Annotated in this window: 23 protein-coding genes; all 23 read left to right on the top strand. The window is 51.5% G+C overall.

Annotation, left to right across the window (positions count from 1 at the left end; translation table 11 throughout):
* The first annotated feature begins 21 nt into the window (after positions 1–21).
* A protein-coding gene (prfB, locus tag BLV22_RS07600; protein WP_143030964.1) for a peptide chain release factor 2 occupies positions 22–1,126 on the top strand; the annotation gives its coding sequence in 2 pieces (ribosomal slippage) (positions 22–93 and positions 95–1,126; 1,104 coding nt in all).
* A gap of 69 nt (positions 1,127–1,195) precedes the next feature.
* Positions 1,196–2,074, top strand: coding sequence for a YitT family protein (locus BLV22_RS07595; RefSeq protein WP_091613465.1), 879 nt, complete (start codon positions 1,196–1,198; stop codon positions 2,072–2,074).
* A 508-nt stretch (positions 2,075–2,582) separates the two neighbouring features.
* A complete protein-coding gene (locus BLV22_RS07585; protein ID WP_091613460.1) occupies positions 2,583–4,043 on the top strand; it encodes a S41 family peptidase in 1,461 nt (486 codons plus the stop codon).
* Positions 4,044–4,107: 64 nt separating this feature from the next.
* The gene (locus BLV22_RS07580; protein WP_091613457.1) at positions 4,108–5,301 is read left to right on the top strand and encodes a PDZ domain-containing protein; all 1,194 of its coding nucleotides are present in this window, start codon (positions 4,108–4,110) and stop codon (positions 5,299–5,301) included.
* 193 nt (positions 5,302–5,494) lie between these two features.
* A complete protein-coding gene (gene uvrB, locus BLV22_RS07575; RefSeq protein WP_091613455.1) occupies positions 5,495–7,471 on the top strand; it encodes an excinuclease ABC subunit UvrB in 1,977 nt (658 codons plus the stop codon).
* 7 nt (positions 7,472–7,478) lie between these two features.
* The gene (uvrA, locus tag BLV22_RS07570; protein WP_091613452.1) at positions 7,479–10,364 is read left to right on the top strand and encodes an excinuclease ABC subunit UvrA; all 2,886 of its coding nucleotides are present in this window, start codon (positions 7,479–7,481) and stop codon (positions 10,362–10,364) included.
* Positions 10,365–10,467: 103 nt separating this feature from the next.
* Positions 10,468–11,595, top strand: a complete 1,128-nt coding sequence (locus BLV22_RS07565) for a DUF4097 family beta strand repeat-containing protein (RefSeq protein ID WP_091613449.1) — start codon at positions 10,468–10,470, stop codon at positions 11,593–11,595.
* Between the two features lie 21 nt (positions 11,596–11,616).
* The gene (locus tag BLV22_RS07560; protein ID WP_091613446.1) at positions 11,617–11,823 is read left to right on the top strand and encodes a PspC domain-containing protein; all 207 of its coding nucleotides are present in this window, start codon (positions 11,617–11,619) and stop codon (positions 11,821–11,823) included.
* Positions 11,823–12,185 (top strand): phage holin family protein, encoded by a 363-nt coding sequence (locus tag BLV22_RS07555; protein ID WP_091613443.1) that lies wholly within the window; start codon positions 11,823–11,825, stop codon positions 12,183–12,185. The genes BLV22_RS07560 and BLV22_RS07555 overlap by 1 nt, the downstream gene beginning before the upstream one ends.
* A 203-nt stretch (positions 12,186–12,388) precedes the next feature.
* Positions 12,389–13,324 carry an HPr(Ser) kinase/phosphatase gene (gene hprK, locus BLV22_RS07550; protein ID WP_091613440.1) on the top strand — a complete coding sequence of 312 codons (936 nt, stop codon included), beginning with the start codon at positions 12,389–12,391 and terminating at the stop codon, positions 13,322–13,324.
* A 36-nt stretch (positions 13,325–13,360) separates the two neighbouring features.
* Positions 13,361–14,191: a prolipoprotein diacylglyceryl transferase gene (gene lgt, locus BLV22_RS07545; RefSeq protein WP_143030963.1), complete on the top strand. Its 831-nt coding sequence runs from the start codon at positions 13,361–13,363 to the stop codon at positions 14,189–14,191.
* A gap of 25 nt (positions 14,192–14,216) precedes the next feature.
* Positions 14,217–14,873 (top strand): pyrophosphatase PpaX, encoded by a 657-nt coding sequence (gene ppaX, locus BLV22_RS07540; protein WP_091613437.1) that lies wholly within the window; start codon positions 14,217–14,219, stop codon positions 14,871–14,873.
* Entirely contained in the window at positions 14,870–15,349 is a 480-nt protein-coding gene (locus BLV22_RS07535) for an acyltransferase (RefSeq protein WP_091613435.1), read from the top strand. Before ppaX ends, BLV22_RS07535 begins: the two co-directional genes overlap by 4 nt.
* Before the next feature lie 199 nt (positions 15,350–15,548).
* Complete coding sequence (locus tag BLV22_RS07530; RefSeq protein ID WP_091613432.1) at positions 15,549–16,736, top strand: ATP phosphoribosyltransferase regulatory subunit; 1,188 nt, start codon at positions 15,549–15,551, stop codon at positions 16,734–16,736.
* Positions 16,729–17,370, top strand: a complete 642-nt coding sequence (gene hisG, locus BLV22_RS07525) for an ATP phosphoribosyltransferase (RefSeq protein ID WP_091613429.1) — start codon at positions 16,729–16,731, stop codon at positions 17,368–17,370. The genes BLV22_RS07530 and hisG overlap by 8 nt, the downstream gene beginning before the upstream one ends.
* Positions 17,370–18,641, top strand: a complete 1,272-nt coding sequence (hisD, locus tag BLV22_RS07520) for a histidinol dehydrogenase (protein WP_091614256.1) — start codon at positions 17,370–17,372, stop codon at positions 18,639–18,641. Before hisG ends, hisD begins: the two co-directional genes overlap by 1 nt.
* Before the next feature lies 1 nt (position 18,642).
* Complete coding sequence (hisB, locus tag BLV22_RS07515; RefSeq protein ID WP_091613427.1) at positions 18,643–19,233, top strand: imidazoleglycerol-phosphate dehydratase HisB; 591 nt, start codon at positions 18,643–18,645, stop codon at positions 19,231–19,233.
* Positions 19,234–19,253: 20 nt separating this feature from the next.
* Positions 19,254–19,898 (top strand): imidazole glycerol phosphate synthase subunit HisH, encoded by a 645-nt coding sequence (gene hisH / locus BLV22_RS07510; RefSeq protein ID WP_091613424.1) that lies wholly within the window; start codon positions 19,254–19,256, stop codon positions 19,896–19,898.
* A complete protein-coding gene (gene hisA / locus BLV22_RS07505; RefSeq protein ID WP_091613421.1) occupies positions 19,891–20,622 on the top strand; it encodes a 1-(5-phosphoribosyl)-5-[(5-phosphoribosylamino)methylideneamino]imidazole-4-carboxamide isomerase in 732 nt (243 codons plus the stop codon). The genes hisH and hisA overlap by 8 nt, the downstream gene beginning before the upstream one ends.
* Positions 20,622–21,380: an imidazole glycerol phosphate synthase subunit HisF gene (gene hisF / locus BLV22_RS07500; protein ID WP_091613419.1), complete on the top strand. Its 759-nt coding sequence runs from the start codon at positions 20,622–20,624 to the stop codon at positions 21,378–21,380. The genes hisA and hisF overlap by 1 nt, the downstream gene beginning before the upstream one ends.
* A complete protein-coding gene (gene hisIE, locus BLV22_RS07495) occupies positions 21,377–22,006 on the top strand; it encodes a bifunctional phosphoribosyl-AMP cyclohydrolase/phosphoribosyl-ATP diphosphatase HisIE (protein ID WP_091613416.1) in 630 nt (209 codons plus the stop codon). The genes hisF and hisIE overlap by 4 nt, the downstream gene beginning before the upstream one ends.
* Before the next feature lie 194 nt (positions 22,007–22,200).
* The gene (locus BLV22_RS07490) at positions 22,201–23,232 is read left to right on the top strand and encodes a tetratricopeptide repeat protein (RefSeq protein WP_091613413.1); all 1,032 of its coding nucleotides are present in this window, start codon (positions 22,201–22,203) and stop codon (positions 23,230–23,232) included.
* Between the two features lie 88 nt (positions 23,233–23,320).
* The coding region (locus tag BLV22_RS07485) for an FAD-dependent oxidoreductase (RefSeq protein ID WP_143030962.1) at positions 23,321–23,478 on the top strand (158 nt) is incomplete at its 3' end.

The raw sequence follows: 23,478 nt of genomic DNA, 5'->3' as shown, positions 1-23,478 counted from the left end.
TTCAGAAAGGGGATTTCTCACATGGATATGGCAGAAATTCGAAACGAACTTGAAAATATGGCTAAGCGATTAGCGGACTTCAGGGGGTCTCTTTGACTTCGAAGTAAAGGAAGAGCGCATCAGCGAACTCGAGGAAAAGATGACCCACCCGGGCTTCTGGGATGACCAGGACGCTTCCAAAAAAGTTATTGATGAAAACAATGCGTTAAAGGATATTACCGAAGGCTACCGCCGGCTCGAGGAGCAGCATGAAAATCTCGAGGTATCCTATGAGCTTGTAAAGGAAGAAGACGATGAAGATTTAAAAGAAGAACTTGAATCAGGCACGAAGCAGCTGAAAAAAGATATTAACGAGTTTGAGCTGCAGATGCTTCTCAGCGAGCCGTACGATAAAAACAATGCAATTCTGGAGCTGCACCCCGGTGCCGGCGGTACTGAATCGCAGGACTGGGCGTCCATGCTGCTTAGGATGTACACCCGCTGGGCGGAAAAGAAAAACTACACAGTGGAAACCCTGGATTATCTTCCTGGGGACGAAGCCGGCCTGAAAAGCGTCACTATGATGATCAAGGGCTACAATGCCTACGGTTTTTTGAAAGCAGAAAAGGGCGTGCACCGGCTCGTGCGTATTTCCCCGTTTGACTCCTCGGGGCGCCGGCATACGTCATTTGTCTCCTGCGAAGTCATGCCGGAGATGGAAGACTCCGTGGAAGTGGAAGTGCGGACGGAGGATTTGAGAATCGATACGTACCGTGCGAGCGGTGCCGGCGGGCAGCACGTAAACACGACTGACTCCGCAGTGCGGATCACCCACCTGCCGACAAACATCATCGTCACCTGCCAAAACGAGCGGTCCCAGTTGAAAAACCGGGACCAGGCGATGAAAATGCTGCGGGCGAAGCTGTATCAGCGCCAGATCGAAGAGCGCCAGCAGGAAATGGATGAAATCCGCGGAGAACAGAAAGAAATCGGCTGGGGAAGCCAGATCCGTTCTTACGTTTTCCATCCGTATAACATGGTAAAAGACCATCGGACGAATGTGGAGATGGGAAACACGCAGGCAGTGATGGACGGCAATCTTGACCCGTTCATTGATGAGTACCTGCGTGCAAGCATGAAAGTATAACAGAGGGCAAAATCAGCAGCCTGCGTTCGCGCAGGCTCTTTTTACGTCAAACCAAAAGGAGGAAGTGTAATGGTAAACCGAAAAAGAAAACCAATGTCAAAAACAGCGTTGAAATGGGTCAACGGGATCCAGATCTTTACCGGGACGGCCGTGGTGGCTGTTTCATATAACGCTTTTTTACTGCCGAACTCGATCGCATCCGGAGGGGTAAGCGGTTTGGCGACCCTGCTGGAGGCTGCACTGAACATAGAACCGGCTGTGACGATAGGAATCACCAACGTTCTCCTTTTCATTCTCGGTCTCCTGCTTCTTGGAGGCCTCCAGTACGGGGCAAAAACGATAATTGGGACGCTTTTTTTGCCGTTTATTGTTTATTTCACGAGAAACTGGGACATCGGTATCGATGACCCGCTGCTCGGTGCGTTGTTTGGCGGGATCGGAGTGGGCTTCGGTCTCGGACTGGTGTTTCGTGCCAGTGCTTCAACCGGAGGCACGGATCTTTTAGCTCAAATTATTCATAAATACGCCGGGGGGACGCTCGGTACCTCGGTTTTTATTATGGACGGACTGATCGTTACGGGCTCGGCGTTTATATTTGGCCTGGAGTTCGCGCTGTATGCCCTTATTTCGTTATTTGTTACTGGAAGAACCATTGATGTCGTGCAGACTGGTCTGGGCTATGCCAAGGTGGCTTTTGTAATTACAAAGCACGAGGAAACGGTGCGTAAATCAATTTTAAAAGAAGTGGACCGCGGGGTAACCAAACTTGAAGGACGCGGAGGCTTTACCAATGACGCACGCCCGGTGCTGATGTGCGTCGTCAACCGGGGGGAAGTTACCCGGCTGAAGCGTGTGATTCAGCTGCAGGACCCCGAAGCCTTTGTGGTTGTGAGCAACGCCTCAGAAGTGCTTGGCCAGGGATTTGAGAATCAGGGCAACTCTGTGTAAAAAAAGCGGAAGCGCCAACATTGTGTTTCAGAACCATAGAAGTTCATGCTACACTAAAGAAAGGTGGAGTAACCCTGAACAGCTGCTCCAGCCGGCTGGCGAAAACCTGGCTGGAAGCGTCGCGAGACGGTGAAGCCAGGGTGCAGCCAACGGACTGGACAGCTGGGTGGCGGAACTGGACAATAAGAAAAGTAGAAAGGTGCCGGTAGGAGTCTTCTACGGCTGTCGGTTCTCTGCCTGGAGCTGCCTAAAGGCAGGGAGGGCAGAGAAAGACAACGGAAGAAGCGACTGCGCCTTGGAACTGGACAGTAAGAAAAGCGCAGAGCGTTGGGTCAAAAAAGGAAGTTCGATGAAGGGCGTCACGTTTGTGAGACCATCGAACTGACCTGCTTCGCAGGCCCCGGGACGGCTCGCCGTTTTCGATTCGGAGGAACAGCTCACCCAGCTGATTCCTCCTTCGTATAGTCTATGGTTTGGTTATGACTTTAATAAAGCTGGAGTGAAATAGATGAAGAAAAACATCAAAGTGACAGCAGCAATTCTGGTCACAGCAGCGGCAGCCGGGACCGGAGGCGCGGTCGTAGGTGCTTCTGTCTGGGGAGGAGAGTCGGGAGCGTCCTCACCTTCACTGTCCGAATCCGGTTCGGATAGTGGAACGCAAAACGTTTCAGAAGAAGACTTAAGTAAAATCAGTTCTGTGTACGATATGATTGACTCCGAATACATGACAGAAGTGGATGACGATGCGCTGGTGCAGGGGGCTATCGAAGGAATGATCGGAGAACTCGATGACCCTCACTCCAGTTATATGAGCGAAAGCACAGCACAGGAATTCACGCAGTCGCTGGAGTCGTCCTTCGAAGGCATTGGAGCTGAAGTAAACAAATCCGGGGACGCAGTGACTATCGTTTCTCCAATCGACGATTCTCCGGCAGAAGCCGCCGGGCTGCAGCCGAATGATGATATTCTGGAAATTAACGGAGAAAGCACAGAAAATCTGGAGCTCAATGAAGCGGTCCTGAAAATCCGCGGAGAAAAAGGAACGAACGTGAATCTCACTGTGCAGCGGGGAAGCGGGGAGCCTTTTAATGTTGAAGTGGAGCGCGATGAAATTCCGATCGAAACCGTAGAGGGTGAAGTGATTGAGCAGGATGGCGAAAGCATCGGTTATCTGAATGTATCGTCATTTTCTGAAAATACAGCCGATGAATTCGAAACCCAGCTCGAGCAGGTGGAGAGTGAAAACATTGACGGCCTTGTGATTGATGTCCGTGGAAATCCGGGCGGATATTTGAACGCGGTGGAAGACATCGGCAGCATGATTATTCCGGGCGGAGAGCCGGTAGTCGAAATTGAAGACCGGGAAGGCACAATTTCAGAAGTAACCTCATCTTTAGAGAAGAACAAAGACTATCCGGTGGTCGGCGTGATTGACCAGGGAAGTGTTTCTGCCTCTGAAATTCTGGCAGCTGCGATGAAAGAGTCCGGAAACTTTGAGCTGGTAGGGCAGAACACCTACGGCAAAGGAACGGTCCAGCAGGTGATGGAGCTGGATGATGGAAGCGATGTGAAGCTGTCTGTCTCCAAATGGCTGACCCCGGATGGGAACTGGATCAATGAAGAAGGCGTGGAGCCGACCATTGAACAGGAGCAGCCTGACTATTTCCAGGCATCTATTTTATCCATTGATGAAGCCCTGGAGCCGGACACGACTGGAGAGAACATTGCCACCGCGCAGACGCTCTTAAAAGGAGCCGGATTCGATCCGGGACGTGAGGATGGGTACTACAGCGAAGAAACGGAAGCAGCAGTACAAGATTTCCAGGAGGAACAGGAAGGCCTGGAAGCTACTGGTACGCTGACACCGGAAACAGCAGATGTGCTGAATGATTTTGTGCTTGAAAACGTTCAGAACAGGGACAATGACAAGCAGCTGCAGCGCGCGCTTGATACAGTCGCAGAACAATAAATGAAAGCTGGATAATACCGGTGGCCGGGTCCTGCCCGGTCCAAAGAAAAGGGGGAAATAGTGGATGCAGGGAATAATCGGTGAAATTGGTCCTGCGTTAGCGTGGTTTTTTCTGAACCCGCTGACTTACATAATGATAGCAGCCATGCTTATGGTTGGTTATCTTCGGGTAAAAAGAGAACGGAAAATGTTTCATGCAAAAATGTATCCCATGCTGATGGAATTGACGATGAGCGTTATTCCAGCGATAGTAATCGCTGCTTTTGTCTCAGTCGTCACTATTGTTACGGGCATTTCACTGCCTCTTGGAGCAGTGGTGCTTGCGATGGTGATCAGTGCGCTGCTGGCAGTGTCAGGCCTGCATCGCTGGCTGACCGCTCTGCACGTGTGGGGAACGTCCTTTTTAGCTGCTCTGGCGCTGGATGCTGCCGGGGTCGCGGTGCCGTTTTTCTCTGCCGGAACCTGGCTTGGAAACGGCTTTGATGCTTTTTCTCTGATGGTGTGGCTCGCAGTGCTCACGCTCGCAGAAGGAATACTGATTGTCTGGAATGGGACAAAGTTTTTTTCTCCCCTTTGGACAGCCAGTCGCCGCGGCAAGCCAATCGGAGGCCAGGTCACGCACCGTCTTTGGATGCTCCCGGTATTTCTGTTCATCCCGGGGGGCGCTGTTGAAGCGGGAGGCTGGTGGCCGCTTCTTCCGGGCGGGACCGCTTTTTCTCTTCTTTTGCTGCCGGCAGTGATCGGCATACGTATGAAAACCTTCGACCGTCTGGCAGCTGTGCAGGTGCGGGCAGCCGGCTGGTGGGTCGTGCGAATCGCAGTCCTTGCCGGCGGCGGAGCAGCACTTGCTTATTTTTACAGCGGATGGGTTATTCCGGTAATTACGGCTGTCCTGATTCTGCTGAGGGAATGGGTAACCATTGCCGCCGGCAGTTCAGCTAAAAGCAATTTTCTTTATACGCTCCGCGGCGACGGAATATCCGTACTCGCTGTTCTGCCGGAGTCGCCGGCAGACCGCATGCATATTAAAGCAGGTGAAGTCATCCGGCGGGTGAACAGTGAAAAAGTATATGATGAAGCGAGCCTGTACCGGTCGGTGCAGAAAAATTCCGCCTATTGCCGGCTGGATGTGGAGGATATTAACGGAGAGCTCCGCCAGGCGCAGGCGGCGCTTTACAGCAATCAGCACCATCAGCTTGGAATATTGATGATTAATAAAGAACGAACGGAACCGGAAAGCATGCATACGGCCCAGTAAAACAGAACCCTCTGCCGGGTTCTGTTTTTTTGTATGGTGCCGGGGAAATGTCGTTTTCTTTGCAATTACCGGGGAGTGGAGTACAATAATTATAGCGAATATACGTTCGTTTTTATGTTGTTTCTTTCCAATCTTCATGTGGTATAGTAAATAGACATATGACCGGAACGCAGACAGGAAGTGAGGGACTAATATGAACGAAACATTTGAACTGGCGAGTAAATATAACCCGGCGGGTGACCAGCCGCAGGCGATTGAAAAGCTGGTTCAAGGGTTGAGCGACGGCAAAAGATACCAGACACTGCTCGGAGCGACAGGAACCGGCAAAACGTTCACAGTATCCAACGTGTTGACAGAAGTGAACCGGCCGACGCTTGTCATGGCACACAATAAGACGCTTGCCGGGCAGTTATATAATGAATTTAAGGAAATGTTTCCAAACAATGCGGTAGAATACTTTGTGAGTTATTACGACTACTATCAGCCGGAGGCCTACGTACCGCAGACGGACCAATTTATTGAAAAAGACGCGAGTATTAATGACGAAATTGACAAACTAAGGCACTCGGCGACGAGCGCCTTATTTGAGCGGGAAGACGTTATTATCGTCGCCAGTGTTTCCTGCATTTACGGCCTCGGTTCGCCGGAGGAGTACCGGGACCTGGTTCTTTCGCTCCGGACCGGTATGGAGATTGAACGGGATCAGATTCTACGGAAGCTTGTGGACATTCAATACGAACGTAACGATATTAATTTCGTGCGCGGGACGTTTCGCGTGCGAGGTGATGTCGTCGAGATTTTCCCGGCTTCAAGAGACGAGCACTGCATACGTGTCGAAATGTTTGGCGATGAAATCGACCGGATCACCGAAGTGGATGCCTTGACCGGCGAGGTTATCGGTGAACGCTCACATACGGCAATTTTCCCGGCATCCCACTTTGTGACGCGGGAAGAAAAAATGGAACGGGCCATTAAAAATATCCAGCAGGAGCTTCAGGAACAGCTCGCGAAGTTCCGGGCAGACGGCCGGGAGCTTGAAGCGCAGCGGCTCGAACAGCGGACGAACTACGACCTTGAAATGATGCAGGAGATGGGTTTTTGCTCCGGCATCGAGAACTATTCGAGGCATCTGACCTTCCGGAATCCCGGAGATGCGCCGTATACATTGATTGACTATTTTCCGGATGATTTTTTACTCGTGGTGGACGAATCCCACGTTACACTTCCGCAGGTGCGCGGCATGTACAACGGGGACCAAGCAAGAAAGCAGGTGCTTGTGGACCACGGCTTCCGTCTTCCGTCTGCGATGGACAACCGCCCGCTGAAATTTGATGAATTTGAAGAGCGGATCAACCAGGCGATGTTCATTTCCGCGACGCCGGGTCCGTATGAACTTGAACACGCCCCGGAAGTCATCGAACAGATTATCCGGCCGACCGGTCTGCTTGACCCTACAGTGGAAGTGAAGCCGATTGAAGGGCAGATCGATGACTTGATCGGCGAAATTCATGAACGGCGGGAACAAAATGAGCGGGTGCTCGTAACGACGCTCACCAAGAAAATGGCGGAGGATTTGACCAACTATTTAAAAGAGCTCGGCATCCGGGTGAAGTATCTGCACTCGGACATTAAAACGCTCGAGAGGATCGACATCATCCGCCAGCTTCGTCTCGGCCAGTTTGATGTTCTGGTCGGCATCAATCTTCTCCGGGAAGGCCTGGATATTCCGGAAGTGTCGCTGATTGGCATTCTGGATGCGGACAAGGAAGGCTTTCTGCGCGCGGAACGCTCCCTCATTCAGACAATGGGCCGTGCTGCCCGGAATGACCGCGGACATGTTATTATGTACGCAGACAAAATCACGCGTTCGATGGACGTGGCGATCAGTGAAACGAACCGTCGCCGCGAGATCCAGATAGCGCATAACGAAAAATACGGCATTACACCGAAAACGATCCAAAAAGAAATTCCTGCCCTGATTCAGGCGACGGTCAGCTCGGAGGATTCATCGGATATTGATAAACCGGCTCTCGATAAAATGAGCAAAACGGAGCGGAAAAAAGTAATCGACCAAATGGAAGACGAAATGAAACAGGCAGCCAAAGACCTGCAGTTTGAACGCGCAGCGGAACTGCGCGATATGGTATTAGAACTTAAAGCGGAAGGATGACCAACGAATGGGAGCAGATAACATTAAGATTCAGGGGGCGAGGTCCCACAATTTAAAAGATATTGACGTGACAATTCCGAGGGACCAGCTGGTCGTCATGACTGGATTATCCGGCTCCGGGAAATCTTCGCTTGCCTTCGATACAATCTATGCTGAAGGGCAGCGCCGGTACGTCGAATCATTATCCGCCTATGCCCGCCAGTTTTTAGGGCAGATGGAAAAGCCGGACGTTGATTCCATTGAAGGGCTCTCCCCGGCGATATCGATTGACCAGAAAACGACGAGCAAGAACCCGCGCTCCACGGTCGGCACCGTGACGGAAATTTATGACTACCTGCGGCTTTTATTTGCCCGGGTTGGTACGCCTTACTGCCCGTATCACCATGTGCCGATTACCTCCCAGACCATTTCACAGATGGTCGACCAGATGATGGCTTATGCTGAGCGGACGAAAATGCAGATTCTCGCTCCGGTGATTGCCGGCAGAAAGGGAGAACATGTGAAGGTGATGGACCAGCTGAAGCAAAAAGGGCTGGTACGTATTCGCGTGGACGGAGAAATGCGCGACGTCGGAGAAGAAATCAAGCTTGAAAAAAATAAGAAGCACGATATTGAAGCAGTAGTGGACCGGGTTGTCATTAAAGACGGGGTGGAGTCCCGGCTTGCAGACTCACTGGAAACGGCCCTCGAACTCGGGGAAGGGAAGGTGCTGATTGATGTTGTTGGTGAAAAGGAAATGCGGTTCAACCAGCATCACTCCTGCCCGGAATGCGGGTTTTCAATAGGGGAGCTCGAGCCGAGAATGTTTTCCTTTAACAGTCCGTACGGCGCCTGCCCGACCTGTGACGGTCTTGGCAGCAAGCTCGAAGTGGACAGCGACCTTGTAGTTCCGGATCCGGACCGGACGCTCCGGGAGCATGCCATCGCTGTATGGGAGCCGATCAGCTCCCAGTACTACCCGCAGCTGCTCCGTTCGGCCTGCGATCATTTTAATATTGATATGGATACGCCATTTAAAGATCTTCCGGCAGAGCATAAAGAAATACTGCTCGAAGGCAACGGCCAGCAGAAAATAACGTTCCGTCACAAAAACGAACGCGGCCAGGTCCGGGAGCGCCAGATTTATTTTGAAGGCGTGCTGAACAACGTTTCCCGCCGCTATCGTGAGAGCGGGTCGGATTTCACCCGTGAACAGATGCAGCAGTATATGAGCAATAAGCAGTGCCCGACGTGTAAAGGCCACCGCCTGAGCCTTGAGGCTCGTTCCGTGCTGGTTGGAAATATTCACGTCGGGGAGCTGACGGACCTTTCAATACAGCAGGCGTATACGTATATAGAAAACATCGATTTAACTGAAAAAGAAATGGAGATTGCCCGTTTGATTCTGCGTGAAATCAATGAACGGCTCGGCTTTCTCATTAATGTCGGTCTCGATTATTTAACCTTGAGCCGCTCCGCTGGCACGCTGTCAGGCGGGGAAGCGCAGCGCATCCGGCTGGCTACCCAGATCGGTTCGGCACTGATGGGCGTCCTTTACGTCCTCGACGAGCCATCGATCGGCCTTCACCAGCGGGACAACAACCGGCTGATACAGACACTGCAGAACATGCGTGACCTTGGAAACACGCTTATTGTCGTTGAACATGACGAAGACACCATGCTTGCTGCCGACCATATCATCGACATCGGCCCCGGAGCCGGCCGTCACGGTGGTCACATTATCGCAGAAGGCACGCCGGAGGAATTGAAGAAAAACGACGCATCCTTGACCGGTCAGTATTTAGCGGGAAAAAGATTTATTCCACTCCCAGGGGAACGACGTAAGCCTTCGGACCGCTGGCTGAAAGTAAAAGGAGCAGTGGAAAATAATTTGAAGCGTACGAACGCGGATATTCCGCTTGGCCTGCTGAGCGCGATTACGGGTGTATCGGGATCCGGAAAAAGCACGCTGATCAACGATATTTTATACAAGGTGCTTTCGCAGAAGCTTCACCGCGGTAAACAAAAGCCGGGCGCACACAAAAGCGTGGAAGGTATTGAACAGCTCGAAAAAGTGATTGATATCGATCAGTCTCCGATCGGCCGGACGCCGCGTTCGAATCCTGCGACCTATACCGGAGTATTTGATAATATCCGCGAAGTATTCGCGATGACCAACGAAGCGAAAATCCGCGGCTACCAGAAGGGACGCTTCAGCTTTAATGTCCGGGGCGGACGCTGTGAAGCGTGTAAAGGCGACGGTATTATCAAAATAGAAATGCATTTTCTTCCGGATATTTATGTTACGTGTGAAGAGTGCGGCGGCCAGCGGTATAACCGTGAAACGCTCGAAATCAAATACAAAGGCAAAAACATTGCGGATGTACTTGAAATGACCGTGGAAGAAGCAGTGGACTTCTTTGAAAACATTCCAAAAATCCGCCGGAAAATCCAAACGTTATATGACGTTGGTTTAGGGTATATAAAACTAGGACAGCAGGCAACGACACTTTCAGGCGGGGAAGCCCAGCGTGTAAAGCTTGCATCCCAGCTACACCGCCGTTCCACAGGCAAATCCCTTTATATCCTCGACGAGCCGACGACCGGCCTGCATGTGGATGATATCGACCGGCTGCTGAAGGTACTCCAGCGGCTTGTGGATAATGGAGATACTGTTTTAATCATTGAGCACAATCTCGACGTCATTAAAACGGTGGATCATATCATCGATCTCGGTCCGGAAGGCGGAGCAGGCGGCGGTGAAATTGTGGCCACAGGCACGCCGGAAAAAGTAGCGGAGTCACGGGCTTCCTATACCGGCTATTATTTAAAACCGGTGCTTGAAAGAGAACGAAAGCGCATGGCCAGGCAATGGGAAGCATCGGAGCAGGCCGCCCATACCCCTTCATCATAGAAGAATCGACTGAAACGGATACCACTGTTCTTCGTATGTAATAGAAAGAAGGCTAAAAAGTCCACGTACCGGTTCTGATATATTACCGAAGGAGGAACATGAAATGGATGAGGAACGTCAGCGAATACTGAAAATGATGGAAGACGGTATTATTTCTCTTGAAGAAGGAGAACGTCTGCTCCGGGCTAAAGGGTCAGAGGCATCGTCCGGTCCTCAGGCAGACAGCAAGGACCACGGGGAAGGCAGCTCCTCCGAATCCCGGAGAAGCGGTGCCTACCGGACAGACAAGAAAGCAGCCGGCAGCCAGAAGAGAAAAAGCAAGGAAGATCCATTTGCGATGCTCTCCGGCTTTTTTGACCATGCGCTTGACCGCGTCAAACGGTTTGACCTCGACTTTAATTTCGGTCCTTCCGTAGACTTTCAGCATACGTTTGAACATGATGAAAGCGACATTCGTTCACTCGACATGTTTATCCAAAATGGAAGCCTTATCTGCCAGAAGTGGGAAGGCAGCACCATCCGTGTTGCCTGCCAGGTAAAAGCTTATACCGAAGAAAGTGAAGATGCCGCCCGCCGCGATTTCATCGAAGGAACTGATTTTGACTCCCGGAGCGGAAAGCTCCGCTTTGCTTCAAGGTCCGGCAATTATAAAGTTCAGGCAGTCGTTTATGTGCCGGAAAAATCGATGGACAAAATGGATGTATCCACATTTAACGGAGACATCCGGATCGACGGAGTTCAGACAGACAATCTGTACGTTAAAGCAAGCAATGGAGCTATTACAGTACTGCATGCTTCTGCCGGCTATCTGGCAGTGGAAACGGCCAACGGGGCAGTGGAGCTGAAAGAAGGTAATATCGGCAGCGCCGACGTCAAAACGTGGAATGGTTCGATTCATTACGACGGATCGCTTTCAGATATTGAAGCAGAGGCGCTGAACGGGGCGATTACGGCCCGGTATACGTCACTGAGTGAAAGGAGCCGGGCGGTTCTTTCCACTACAACGGGCAGCATCAAGGTAATTACGCCGCGGGAGATCCGCACTGAGGGCGTACTCCGGACAAACGTCGGAAACTACAAGTGTCTGCTCGACAACATCGAAGTGAAAGAAGAAAAAAGCGAATTCATGCAAAAGTATTATCAGTTTGTATCCAATCCGGACTCGACTCCAACGCTTAGACTGGAGGCTTCGGCAAAGACTGGTGCCATAACTGTGCAGGATCATGAATAAAAAACTGAAAGGGTGATCAGGTTGGCAAAGAAGAAGTTGTACAAATCCCGTGAAGACCGGAAATTGACAGGCGTATGCGGCGGATTGGCAGATTACCTCGGCTGGGATTCCTCCTTAATACGGATTATCAGTGTGGTGCTTGTTATCCTCCCGGTTACCTCCTGGGTACTGCTGATTTATCTCGTATTAGCCGTGCTTCTCCCTGATGAAGAGGATGCCGTCTCCTGATGGGCTGTTTAGTACCATTTATTGTTAACACCATTGCATTAATGGTAGTAGCCGGGTTTTTCCCCGGCTTTACTATTGACGGCTTTGGGGCAGCCATTGCGGCCGGTTTGGTGTTGACGCTGATCAATCTCGTGATTCGCCCGCTTTTAATCTTTTTCACTCTGCCGCTTTCTGTCGTTACATTCGGCCTGTTTATTTTTGTGATCAATGCGTTGATGCTGATGCTTACGTCAGCGGTGATGGGAGAAGCCTTTAACATGTCCGGCTTCGGTATGGCTTTTCTTGCCGCTGTCGTGATTGCTGTTTTAAATATGCTGATGTACAATCTTTTCGTAAACCCGCTGAGCGGAAGAAAAACGTGACGGTTTTCCGGAAGCCGGGAAAAATTATGAGAGATAAAAAATGGCCCGCCTGCAGGCGGGTCTTTTTCGTGCAGCAGTGAAACTGAAATCCTCCGGAGCAGGTTCCATCTTCTTTTGAAAACGTGCTACAATAACAACGTACGAAGTAGAGAAAGCAAACGTATTCACGAAACGACAGAGCGATTTTTGAGGGAGGCAGCACGATGGCAAAAGTGACGGCAACGGATTTAAAGGAGCGGTTTCAATTAGAGCTTCTTGCCGGGGAGGAAGGGCTGTATCGGGCGATAACCACGAGCGATATTTCCCGCCCGGGAATAGAGATGGCTGGTTTTTTTACATATTATCCTGCCCGGCGGCTGCAGCTGCTTGGGCGCACAGAGCTTTCTTTTTTTCAACAGCTGCAGGACGAAGAAAAGCAGGAACGCATGGAAAAGCTGTGTACATATGACACCCCGGGCATTGTCATCTCGCGTGGACTGGTGGCTCCGCCGGAGCTGATTGAAAATGCGGAAAAGACCGGTGTTCCGATCATGCGCTCGCATCTGGCAAGTACGCAGCTGATCAGTCAGCTGACGAACTATCTCGATACCAAACTGGCCAAATCGACGGCAATGCACGGCGTTCTGGTGGACATTTACGGCATCGGCGTGCTGATTACCGGGGCAAGCGGCGTCGGGAAAAGCGAAACGGCGCTCGATATCGTACGCCGGGGCCACCGGCTTGTAGCGGATGATTCCGTCGAAATCCGTCAGCAGAACGGTGACACCCTTGTCGGCACGGCTCCCGAGCTCATCCAGAACCTGCTTGAAATCCGCGGCCTCGGCATTATCGATGTGATGACGTTGTTTGGAGCAGGCGCTGTCCGCCCGTATAAACGCATCTCGCTGACCATCCATCTTGAGCTCTGGGACGAACAAAAAGCCTACGACCGCCTCGGTCTTGACGAAGAGACGCTTCAGGTGCTCGATACAGAGATTCAGAAGCTGACTGTTCCGGTACGTCCGGGCCGGAATCTTGCTGTTATTATTGAAGTAGCGGCGATGAACTTCCGGCTGAAACGAATGGGCGTAAACACAGCCCAGCAGTTTTCAGACCGGTTAAAACAGATGATTGATGACGGGGATAAGGAAGAATTTTAACTATTACACATTTAGTAGTCAGGAGTGGCATGGGATATGATTTATTCATCGATACAGCCGATCGACCGGGTCGCCTTTGAAGTCGGATCTGTGCCTATTTACTGGTACGGTATTCTCATTGGCCTGGGCGCTCTGCTTGGGTACATTTTAGCTTCCTATGAAGCAAAAAAACGTGGGCTACCGGAAGATATTTTTGCGGATCTGCTTATTTTTGCCATACCGATTTCGATTATTTGCGCGCGGCTGTACTACGTGATTTTTGAGTGGGACTATTACGCTCAGAATCCGGGCAGCATTCTGGCGGTATGGGAAGGTGGTCTTGCGATACACGGCGGGTTGATCGGTGCCGTGCTTACGGGCATCGTCTTTTCGAAAATCAAGCGAGTATCTTTTTGGAAGCTGGCTGACATTGCCGCACCAAGCATTATTTTAGGGCAGGCGATTGGACGCTGGGGCAACTTCATCAACCAGGAAGCCCACGGCGGCGAAGTGAGCCGTTCGTTTTTGGAGGGGCTGCAGCTCCCCGAATTCATTATTAATCAGATGTATATTGAAGGAGCTTACTACAACCCCACGTTTTTGTACGAATCGCTTTGGAATATCGCGGGGTTTTTACTGCTTTTAGGACTGCGCAGGGTGAATCTCCGTCGCGGGGAGCTGTTTTTAACGTATGTTATCTGGTATTCCTTTGGGCGTTTTTTCATCGAGGGAATGCGGACCGACAGCTTAATGCTGTTTGATACAATCCGGGTGGCACAGTTGATTTCGGTGCTCCTGATAGTAGCAGCCGTGAGTCTGATTTTATACCGCAGGCAGGCCGGGCTTGCCAAAGCAAGATATTTAAGTAAAGACGGTCCCGGCATATAAGGAAGAAAGCGAAAGGGGAAGCATCATGACCAGATGGAATACACTGCTGTTTGATTTAGATGGCACGCTGATTGATACAAATGATTTGATCATTTCTTCTTATGAGCATGTGCTGACATATTATGCTCCGGACCAATACAGCAGAGATGACATCATCAGCTGGATCGGGGTGCCGCTGGCGGATAATTTTTCAAGCATCAGCAGCAATCCGAGCCAGGTGGAACAGATGATTGACACGTATCAATCCCACAACCTGGCGAACCATGAAACGCTCGTCCGGGAATACGACGGAGTGTACGACACCATTAAAACGCTGTACGAGCGTGGCTATTCCCTCGGTATTGTGACGACTAAGCGGAAGGAAGCGGCGGTCAAAGGTGCCAATATGCTCGGGCTGTTTCCTTTTTTCTCGACGTTCGTTTCGGTGGATGATGTCGAAAACCCGAAGCCGCATCCGGAGCCGCTGCAAATAGCCATGACACAGCTGAACGCCCGCCCGGAGGAAACCATCATGGTTGGAGACAGCCAGTTTGATATTATGGCGGGGAAAAATGCCGGGGTGCACACAGCAGGAGTGGAATGGACCATCAAAGGTGCATCGTTTCTGAAAAATTATGAACCGGACTGGATGCTCGCCCGGATGAGCGATCTGCTCGATATTGTCGGAGAAGCAGAAGAATGAGAAAAACAGATCGTTATTTCCCGGGCAATAATACCAATGCTTTGTGGCAGATGTACCGGACGGTTCCGTTTTTAAAGGCATTCAAAAATACGGCTGTTATTGAAGTTTCCCGGGTCGTGCCGTTTGTGTCTGTGAAGCGGTGGATGTACCGGCAGCTGCTGGGAATGGAAATAGGTGAAAAAACGGCGCTTGCGTACAAGGTCATGCCGGATCTCATGTTTCCGGAGAAAATCCATATTGGCAGCAATTCCATTATCGGCTATCAGTCGACGCTTTTGACCCACGAACATTTAATTGATGAATACCGGCTCGGCGATATTGTAATCGGAAACGAGGTCATGATCGGCGCCAATGTGACCATTCTGCCCGGGGTGACAATTGGAGACCGGGCTGTGGTGGCAGCAGGAACGGTCGTGCATAAAGACGTTCCAGCACGGGCCTTTGCCGGCGGCAGTCCGATGCGTATAAGAACCTAGGCTTCAAGCCGGCTTTCAAAAGAGCCGGCTTTTCTCTTTTTTGAAATCGAAAAAGACTGATAGGGCAGCAAATATTGTTATAATAGAAGCGGAAATGGAAAATTGACGGTGTAAAAAAAGATGTGTAAACTATGGTTATTCTTTATTTTGTTAGTACATTAGCGGACTAAAGCATCGTGAAGAGAAAAGGAGAGAGAGTATGAGTAAGCTTTTTATGTTTGAAAAGCCGCTCGGGATGCGCGATGCGCTTCCGGGGTATTTTCAGACAAAACGGAACGTACAACGGGTCATTAACGATGAATGGGAAAGCTGGGGGTATCTGCCTGTCGAAACGCCCACCCTGGAATATTACGATACGGTGGGGAGCGCTTCGGCGATTCTTGATCATCAGCTTTTTAAACTGCTCGACCAGCAGGGGCGGACGCTGGTGCTGCGTCCGGACATGACGGCACCAATTGCCCGGGTGACAGCATCCGGACTGCAAAACCAGCACTTTCCGATCCGTTTGGCTTATCATACTAACGTCTTCCGCGCGCAGCAGCTTGAGGCTGGACGGCCGGCAGAATTTGAACAGCTCGGGGTGGAATTGATTGGAGACGGGACTTCGAGTGCGAACGGAGAAGTCGTCTCTCTTATGATCGAAGCTCTGAGAAAAACCGGTCTGACCACGTTTCAAATTACAGTCGGGCACGTCGGGTACGTGAATGCGCTGCTTGAAGAGGTGCTCGGAAATGATGAGCGGGCCGATGATCTGCGCCGGTTTTTATACGAAAAAAACTATGTCGGCTACCGCCAGCATGTGGAAAATCTCCCGCTTTCCTCCCTGGATAAGAAAAAGCTGAACAGCCTGCTGCGCCTGCGGGGCGACTGGCGGACCCTGGACGAAGCATTGAATCTGGTTCAGACACCGGCGGCAAAGGAAGCGGTCGAAGAGCTGCAGGAACTGAAAACAGTGCTTGAACACTATGAGCTGTCCGATTACATTAAGCTCGACTTTAACTTATTTATGCATATGAGCTACTACACGGGGATTGTATTCGAAAGCTACGGCAACAATCTGGGCGTGCCGCTTGGAAGCGGCGGACGCTATGATGAACTGCTGCAGCAGTTTAACCGCCCGGCTCAGGCTGTCGGGTTCGGTCTCCGGCTTGATTTGCTGGTCGAAGCCCTTGGCCTTACCGGAGCTGTGCCTTCCCAGACGTGTATTTTATTCAGCCCGGAGCGCCGTCCGGAAGCGGTGGATCAGGCACGCAGGCTCCGCGAAACCGGAAAACGGGTCGTGCTTCAGGACATTCGCGGTGTAGAGGACGTGGATCAGCTGAGTGAGTCCTATGAAGATGTTGTATCCATGATCGGAAAAAAGAAGGAGGGCGCTTCGCATGAATGAATGGCTGACAATCGCGATGCCAAAGGGACGGATTTTCGAAGAAGCGGTTCAGCTTCTCCGTAAAGCCGGGTTTCCTATTCCTCCGGAGTTTGAAGAATCCAGAAAGCTGATCGTCGACGCTCCGGAAGCAAATATGCGTTTTATCCTGGCGAAGCCGATGGATGTGCCCACCTATGTTGAACACGGGGTGGCAGACATCGGGGTGGCCGGCAAGGATACGATGATTGAAGAAGAGCGTGACGTGTATGAAGTGCTGGATCTGAATATCAGTGCCTGCTACCTGGCAGTGGCCGGGCTTCCAGAGTATGAGAAGTCCGATGTAAATCCAAAGGTGGCGTCAAAGTATCCGAATCTGGCGACACAGTACTTTAAGCAGCAGGGCGAACAGGTGGAAATTATTAAATTAAACGGATCGATTGAACTGGCGCCGCTTGTCGGGCTGGCAGACCGTATTGTAGACATTGTTTCCACCGGACAGACGCTGAAGGAGAACGGTTTAATAGAGCTTGAAACGATTGTGCCGATCACGTCCCGGCTGATCGTCAATCCGGTAAGCTATCGTTTGAAGGATACCGTCATTGATGATCTCGTGGAGCGTGTCGCCCAGGTGATAGGAGTGGAAGAGCAGGTATGATGAACGTGACCCCTTTGGATGAATCAGTAACACTCGAACGCACTATTGAAGGAGGGACCGAAAAGCAGCGGGAATCGGTCTCATCCATTATTGAAAAGGTGCGGGAAAACGGAGATAAAGGACTCATTGAGCTGACCGAGATATTTGACCGCGTTACGCTCGATGAACTGTTTGTCCAGCAGGAAGAAATAGATGAAGCGTATAATCAGGTGAACGATAAAGAGCTCGAAGCGATCCGCAAAGCGATTGAAAACATCCGTGATTTTCATCAGCGCCAGCTCCGGCAGTCCTGGATGGTAACAAAAGAAGATGGGACAATGCTCGGCCAGCGGATTATTCCGTTTGACCGTGTCGGTATTTATGTGCCGGGCGGGAAGGCGGCCTATCCATCGACCATTATGATGGATGCCATCCCGGCAATCGCTGCAGGCGTGAAAAGCATTACGATGTGCTCACCTCCCGGTGAAGACCAGCGTCTTCATCCGATGGTGCTCGTCACGGCCAGTGAGCTTGGTATTAAAAATATCGTGAAAATTGGGGGGGCGCAGGCGGTAGCTGCGCTTGCCTACGGCACCGAAAGCATCCAGAAGGTGGATAAAATCGTCGGGCCCGGCAACATTTATGTCGCGCTGGCCAAACGTGAAGTGTTCGGTCAGGTGGCGATTGACAGTATTGCCGGACCAAGCGAGATCGTCGTGCTTGCTGATGAAACAGCCCGGGCGGATTATATTGCGGCCGACATGCTTTCCCAGGCGGAGCACGATGAGCTTGCCTCGGCTGTGCTTGTAACCACGTCGGAGGGGCTTGGCAAAAAAGTAGCCGAAGAGCTTGAACGTCAGCTTGAAGATCTCCCGCGTAAAAAGATTGCGGAAGAGTCTCTTGATAAACACGGAGCCATCTACTTAACCGAAACGATGGCGGAGGCAGTGGAAGCCGTGAACCGGCTTGCGCCGGAGCATCTGGAAATCATGACCGCCCAGCCGGATAATCTGCTCGGCTCCATCCGTCACGCCGGAGCTGTCTTTTTAGGACCGTACAGTGCCGAAGCGGTCGGTGATTACTTTGCCGGCCCGAACCACGTGCTTCCGACGAGTGGTACAGCCCGCTTTTCGAGCCCGCTCGGCGTCGATGATTTTGTGAAGCGGTCCAGCGTGATTTCCTACAGCAAAGAAGCGCTTGAGGAAAACGGTGAATATATCTCTGCGATCGCCCGGATTGAGGGCCTTGAAGCGCACGCGCGCGCAGTGGATATCCGGAAGGGGGAGAAATAGAATGACAGAACGTACGGGAAGCGTCGAACGCACGACGGGAGAAACGTCCATCCGGCTGCAGTTTGGCATCGACGGCGAAGGGGATGGGCTCATACAGACGAACGTGCCGTTTATGAGCCATATGCTTGACCTTTTTAAAAAGCACGGGCACTTCTCCCTTGATGTGCAGGCCGAAGGCGATGTGGAAGTCGATGATCACCATACAACAGAGGACGTCGGTATCTGCCTCGGTGAAGCCTTCGGACAGGCGCTCGGCGATAAAAAGGGTATCCGCCGGTACGGCCAGGCTAAAATTCCGATGGACGACGCGCTGGCAGAAGTCATTGTGGATTTAAGCAACCGTCCGCATCTTGAGTTCCGGGCGGAGCTGCCGGCAGCCAAAGTAGGAACATTTGATACCGAACTCGTCCATGAGTTTTTGTGGAAATTCGCGGTGGAGGCCCGGATGAACCTCCACGTAGTCGTCCATTACGGGCACAACACCCATCATATTATTGAAGCGGTGTTTAAAGCGATGGCACGGGCTCTTGATGAAGCGACCCAGCTGGACCCAAGAGTGAAAGGCGTTCCTTCGACAAAAGGAATGCTGTAAAGAAAAGGAGTGGAGCGCTTGTGATAGGAATAATCGATTACGGGATGGGTAACCTGTACAGCGTGAAAAAAGCACTGGAACGACTGGGTATCCCTTATTTTGTCTCCGAGCACACTGAGGAGCTTGCAGAAGCGGACGGCTTGATTCTCCCAGGGGTCGGTGCTTTTCGGGATGCCATGAATTTAATACGGGAAAACGGGCAGTTTGAGTTTATTGAACACTGGGCGGCTGACGGCAAACCGCTGCTTGGTATCTGCCTTGGCATGCAGCTGTTGTTTGAAGGCAGCGACGAACACGGGGAAACCGAAGGATTCGGGTTTCTCCCAGGGTTTGCCCGCCGGTTTTCCGGAAAAGACAGCCAGGGAAGAAGGCTGAAAGTGCCGCACATGGGCTGGAACTCGCTTACGTTTCATCAGCCGGACCATCCGCTTTTGAAAGATGTGGAGGAAGGCCATGCATATTTCGTGCATTCCTACGTGATAGAAACCGCCGATCCCGACGTTTTGATTGCGACAAGCGATTACGGTGAAACAGTGCCGGCGGTGGTTGGCCGCGGCGAAATCATGGGCACGCAGTTCCATCCTGAAAAAAGCAGCACAGTCGGCATCGGCATGCTTAAAAACTTCGGGGCGATTGTCCGTGAAAGGAGCGGAGCTCATGAGTGATTTTATCGTATACCCGGCCATCGATATCCGGGACGGCAACTGCGTCCGCCTTTTTCAGGGCGACTACAATCAGGAGACTGTCTACGGGAATTCGCCGTTTGAGATGGCTGCTTCGTTTGCAGAAGCGGGAGCGGCCTGGATTCATATGGTCGATCTTGACGGGGCAAAAGAAAAGCGTCGCATCAATCATGCCCACGTCGTTCGTGCCGCAAGGGAACTTGATGTCCGTATCCAGGTCGGCGGAGGAATCCGGACCGAAGAGGATGTGGACTATTACTTATCCAACGGCGTGGACCGGGTGATACTCGGCAGTGTCGCTCTGCAGTATCCCGAATTTGCCCGGGATATGCTCGAAAAACACAGCAGCCGTATCGCTATTGGTCTTGATGCCAGAGACGGGTACGTGGCCGTCAACGGCTGGCTTGACACCTCGGAAGTAACAGCCGTTGAGCTTGGCCGGGAAATGGCTGCTCACGGGGCGGAGACGTTTATATTCACTGATATTTCCACTGATGGGACGATGACCGGACCAAACGTGGAGGCTACAAGGCAGCTCGCAGAAGCGACCGGCGTAAATGTCATTGCTTCCGGAGGAATCGGCACGATGGAGGATGTGCGGAATCTTGCGGAGAAGCGGAATAAAGGTATAGCCGGAGTCATTGTCGGAAAAGCGATATATACCGGTAAAGTAGATGTGGCAGAAGCCGTGAAGGAGGTACAGTAATGCTTACGAAACGGATTATTCCATGTCTGGATGTGAAAGAGGGCCGGGTCGTGAAAGGCACACAGTTTGTAGAGCTTAGGGATGCCGGTGATCCGGTGGAACTGGCGGCGTTTTATGATGAGCAGTGGGCGGACGAACTTGTGTTTCTCGATATTTCTGCCTCGCATGAAGGGCGGAAAACGATGATAGATGTTGTGGAGCAGGTGGCTGCAAGCATTGCGATTCCCTTTACGGTCGGGGGCGGAATCAGCTCGGTCGATGACATGCGCAACATGCTCCGTGCTGGAGCGGACAAGGTTTCACTCAACACGGCGGCAGTGAAAAACCCTGATTTGATTACTCAGGGCTCCACTTATTTCGGCTCCCAGTGTATCGTTGTAGCGGTTGATGCAAAGTATGATGAGTCGATCGGATCGTGGAGAATCTATACTCACGGCGGCCGCACGCCGACCGACTGGGAAGTCGTCGACTGGGCGAGGGAAGTCACTGCCCGTGGAGCCGGCGAAATTCTTCTGACGAGTATGGATCAGGACGGAGCCAAGACTGGCTTTGACGAGGCGTTGACACGAACGGTCAGCGAAGCAGTGGATGTACCTGTTATTGCCTCCGGAGGCGCTGGCGCTAAAGAGCATTTTGTGGATGTATTTGAAAAATCAGGGGCGGATGCGGCACTCGCTGCTTCAATCTTTCACTATAAAGAGACATCGATTGAAGAAGTGAAGGCTTTTATCCGGGAGAGAGGAGTCTTAGTACGATGAACGTCGACGAACTAACTTTTGATGAAGCAGGCCTGATTCCGGCCGTAGTGCAGGATTCCGTCAGTAAAGAGGTTCTGACGCTTGCCTATATGAACAAAGAATCGCTGCAGAAAACAATCGATACGAAAGAAACCTGGTTTTACAGCCGCTCCCGCCAGGAGCTTTGGCATAAAGGGGAAACCTCGGGAAATAAGCAGCAGGTGGCAGACATCCGGTATGACTGCGACAGTGACGCGTTGAACGTGCTTGTGGAACCGGCAGGCCCTGCATGCCATAAAGGGGACTACAGCTGTTTTTCCCGCTCGCTGCTGTCAGAAGAAAAGCAGTCAGCCGACGGCCGGCGGTTCGCGATTATTAATGAACTCGAGCAGGTCATTGCCACACGCGAGGCAGAAATGCCGGAGGGCGCCTACACGACATATTTATTTACCGAGGGCGTGGATAAGATTTTGAAAAAAGTCGGCGAAGAAGCCGGCGAAGTGATTATTGCTTCGAAAAACCGGGATCACGAAGAGCTGAGCTGGGAAACAGCTGATCTTCTTTATCATCTGTTGGTACTCCTGCGGGAACAGAAGCTTCCACTTGATGATGTGCTGCGGGTGCTCGAAGAAAGACATCGTTCATAACAAGGCTGACCACAGAAAAGACCGTCCTCTCCGGGCGGTTTTTTTCTTTGGGCATCCTCCTTCGTCGTCTTTGGCTGCTGAACAACATGCGGGCTCCTAAGAGTTTTCATGAAGCAGAGGGCATGTTATAATGTCACAATTGATGTGGAACGTGGAGGAACAAAGAAAAACAAACGAAGGAAGGATGAAAGGAATTGGGCTCAAAACAAAAAAACGAAGACGCAATTATTCCTTTCTTGCAGTCAGGTGAATATTTCTTTCAGCGGGGCGTGGTGGCTTATCAGAAAAATCACCTGAAGCGTGCCGTTCTCTTTTTGGAAAGAGCTGTCGAGCTTGAACCTTCCAAGGGGTTATTTCAATGCCAGCTTGCCGCCATATATACAGACATGGAATGGTTTGATCGCTCCAACGACATCCTCGACCGGGTGCTTAAAGAAATTGAACCGGAACGCTCCGAATGCTACTTCTTTCTGGCCAACAATTATGCCTTCCAGGGCAATTTTGAAAAAGCAGCGGAAACGGCCGGTTATTATATGAAAATCGCACCGGAAGGCGACTTTGCAGAAGAAACGAAGGAACTGCTCGAAATGATTAAAGAAAACGAACCTGGCCTTCTCGAGCATCCAGGAGACATGACCATCTATGAACAGGCAGTGGAAAAGGCCGACAAAGGCCGGGTGCAGGAAGCCCGGGAATTGTTTGAAGAGCTGCTGGAGCAGGAGCCTGATTACTGGGCAGCTTACCATCAGCTGGCAAAGCTGCATCAGCATCGCGGAGATACGGAGCAGGCTGTAAAGCTGCTGGAAACGGTGCACCAGGAGGGTGCTTACGTGCCGGCCAGCTGCCAGCTCGCCGCATTGTATGAAAGTGAGGGGGAGCATGAGCGTTCGAAGGAAGTGATGAACGTGCTTACAGCGATCCTTCCGCTCGACCGTGAGTCCCTTCATTGGGTCAGCGCGGTCTGTACGTATCTTGGCTATTATGAAGATGCCTGCCGTTACGCCCGTCTTTATCATAAACGGTTCGTGATTGAACGCGGATCGGTTGCATTTTATCATGGAGCGGCGTTATATTTGCTCGGTGAAAAGGAACAGGCGGCAAAATGGTGGAAACAGAACCGTCAGCTCGATCATCCGGAAGTGAAAGAGCTTTACCGGGAATATGAACAGAATATATTGACCGGGCAGAGGGTAAGAGAAATGGTACAGGACGATTTTCAGCAGTAAGCAGAGTACTGGACGCCAAAAAGCGGCTGCCATACAATAAGTACAGATGCCATAAGAGAGCGATATTTAAATAAGGGGAGTGGCCTTTATGACTGAAGAACGGATTTATGATGTGATTATCGCGGGCGCCGGCCCGGCCGGCATGACCGCAGCGGTATACGCCTCCCGGGCGGAAATGGATACGCTCATGCTCGAGCGCGGCGTGCCCGGCGGCCAGATGGCCAACACCGAGGACGTGGAAAACTA

The organism is Marinococcus luteus (genome assembly GCF_900106595.1).
Lineage (GTDB): Bacteria > Bacillota > Bacilli > Bacillales > Marinococcaceae > Marinococcus > Marinococcus luteus.
This window is presented reverse-complemented; position numbering and strand designations above follow the sequence as displayed.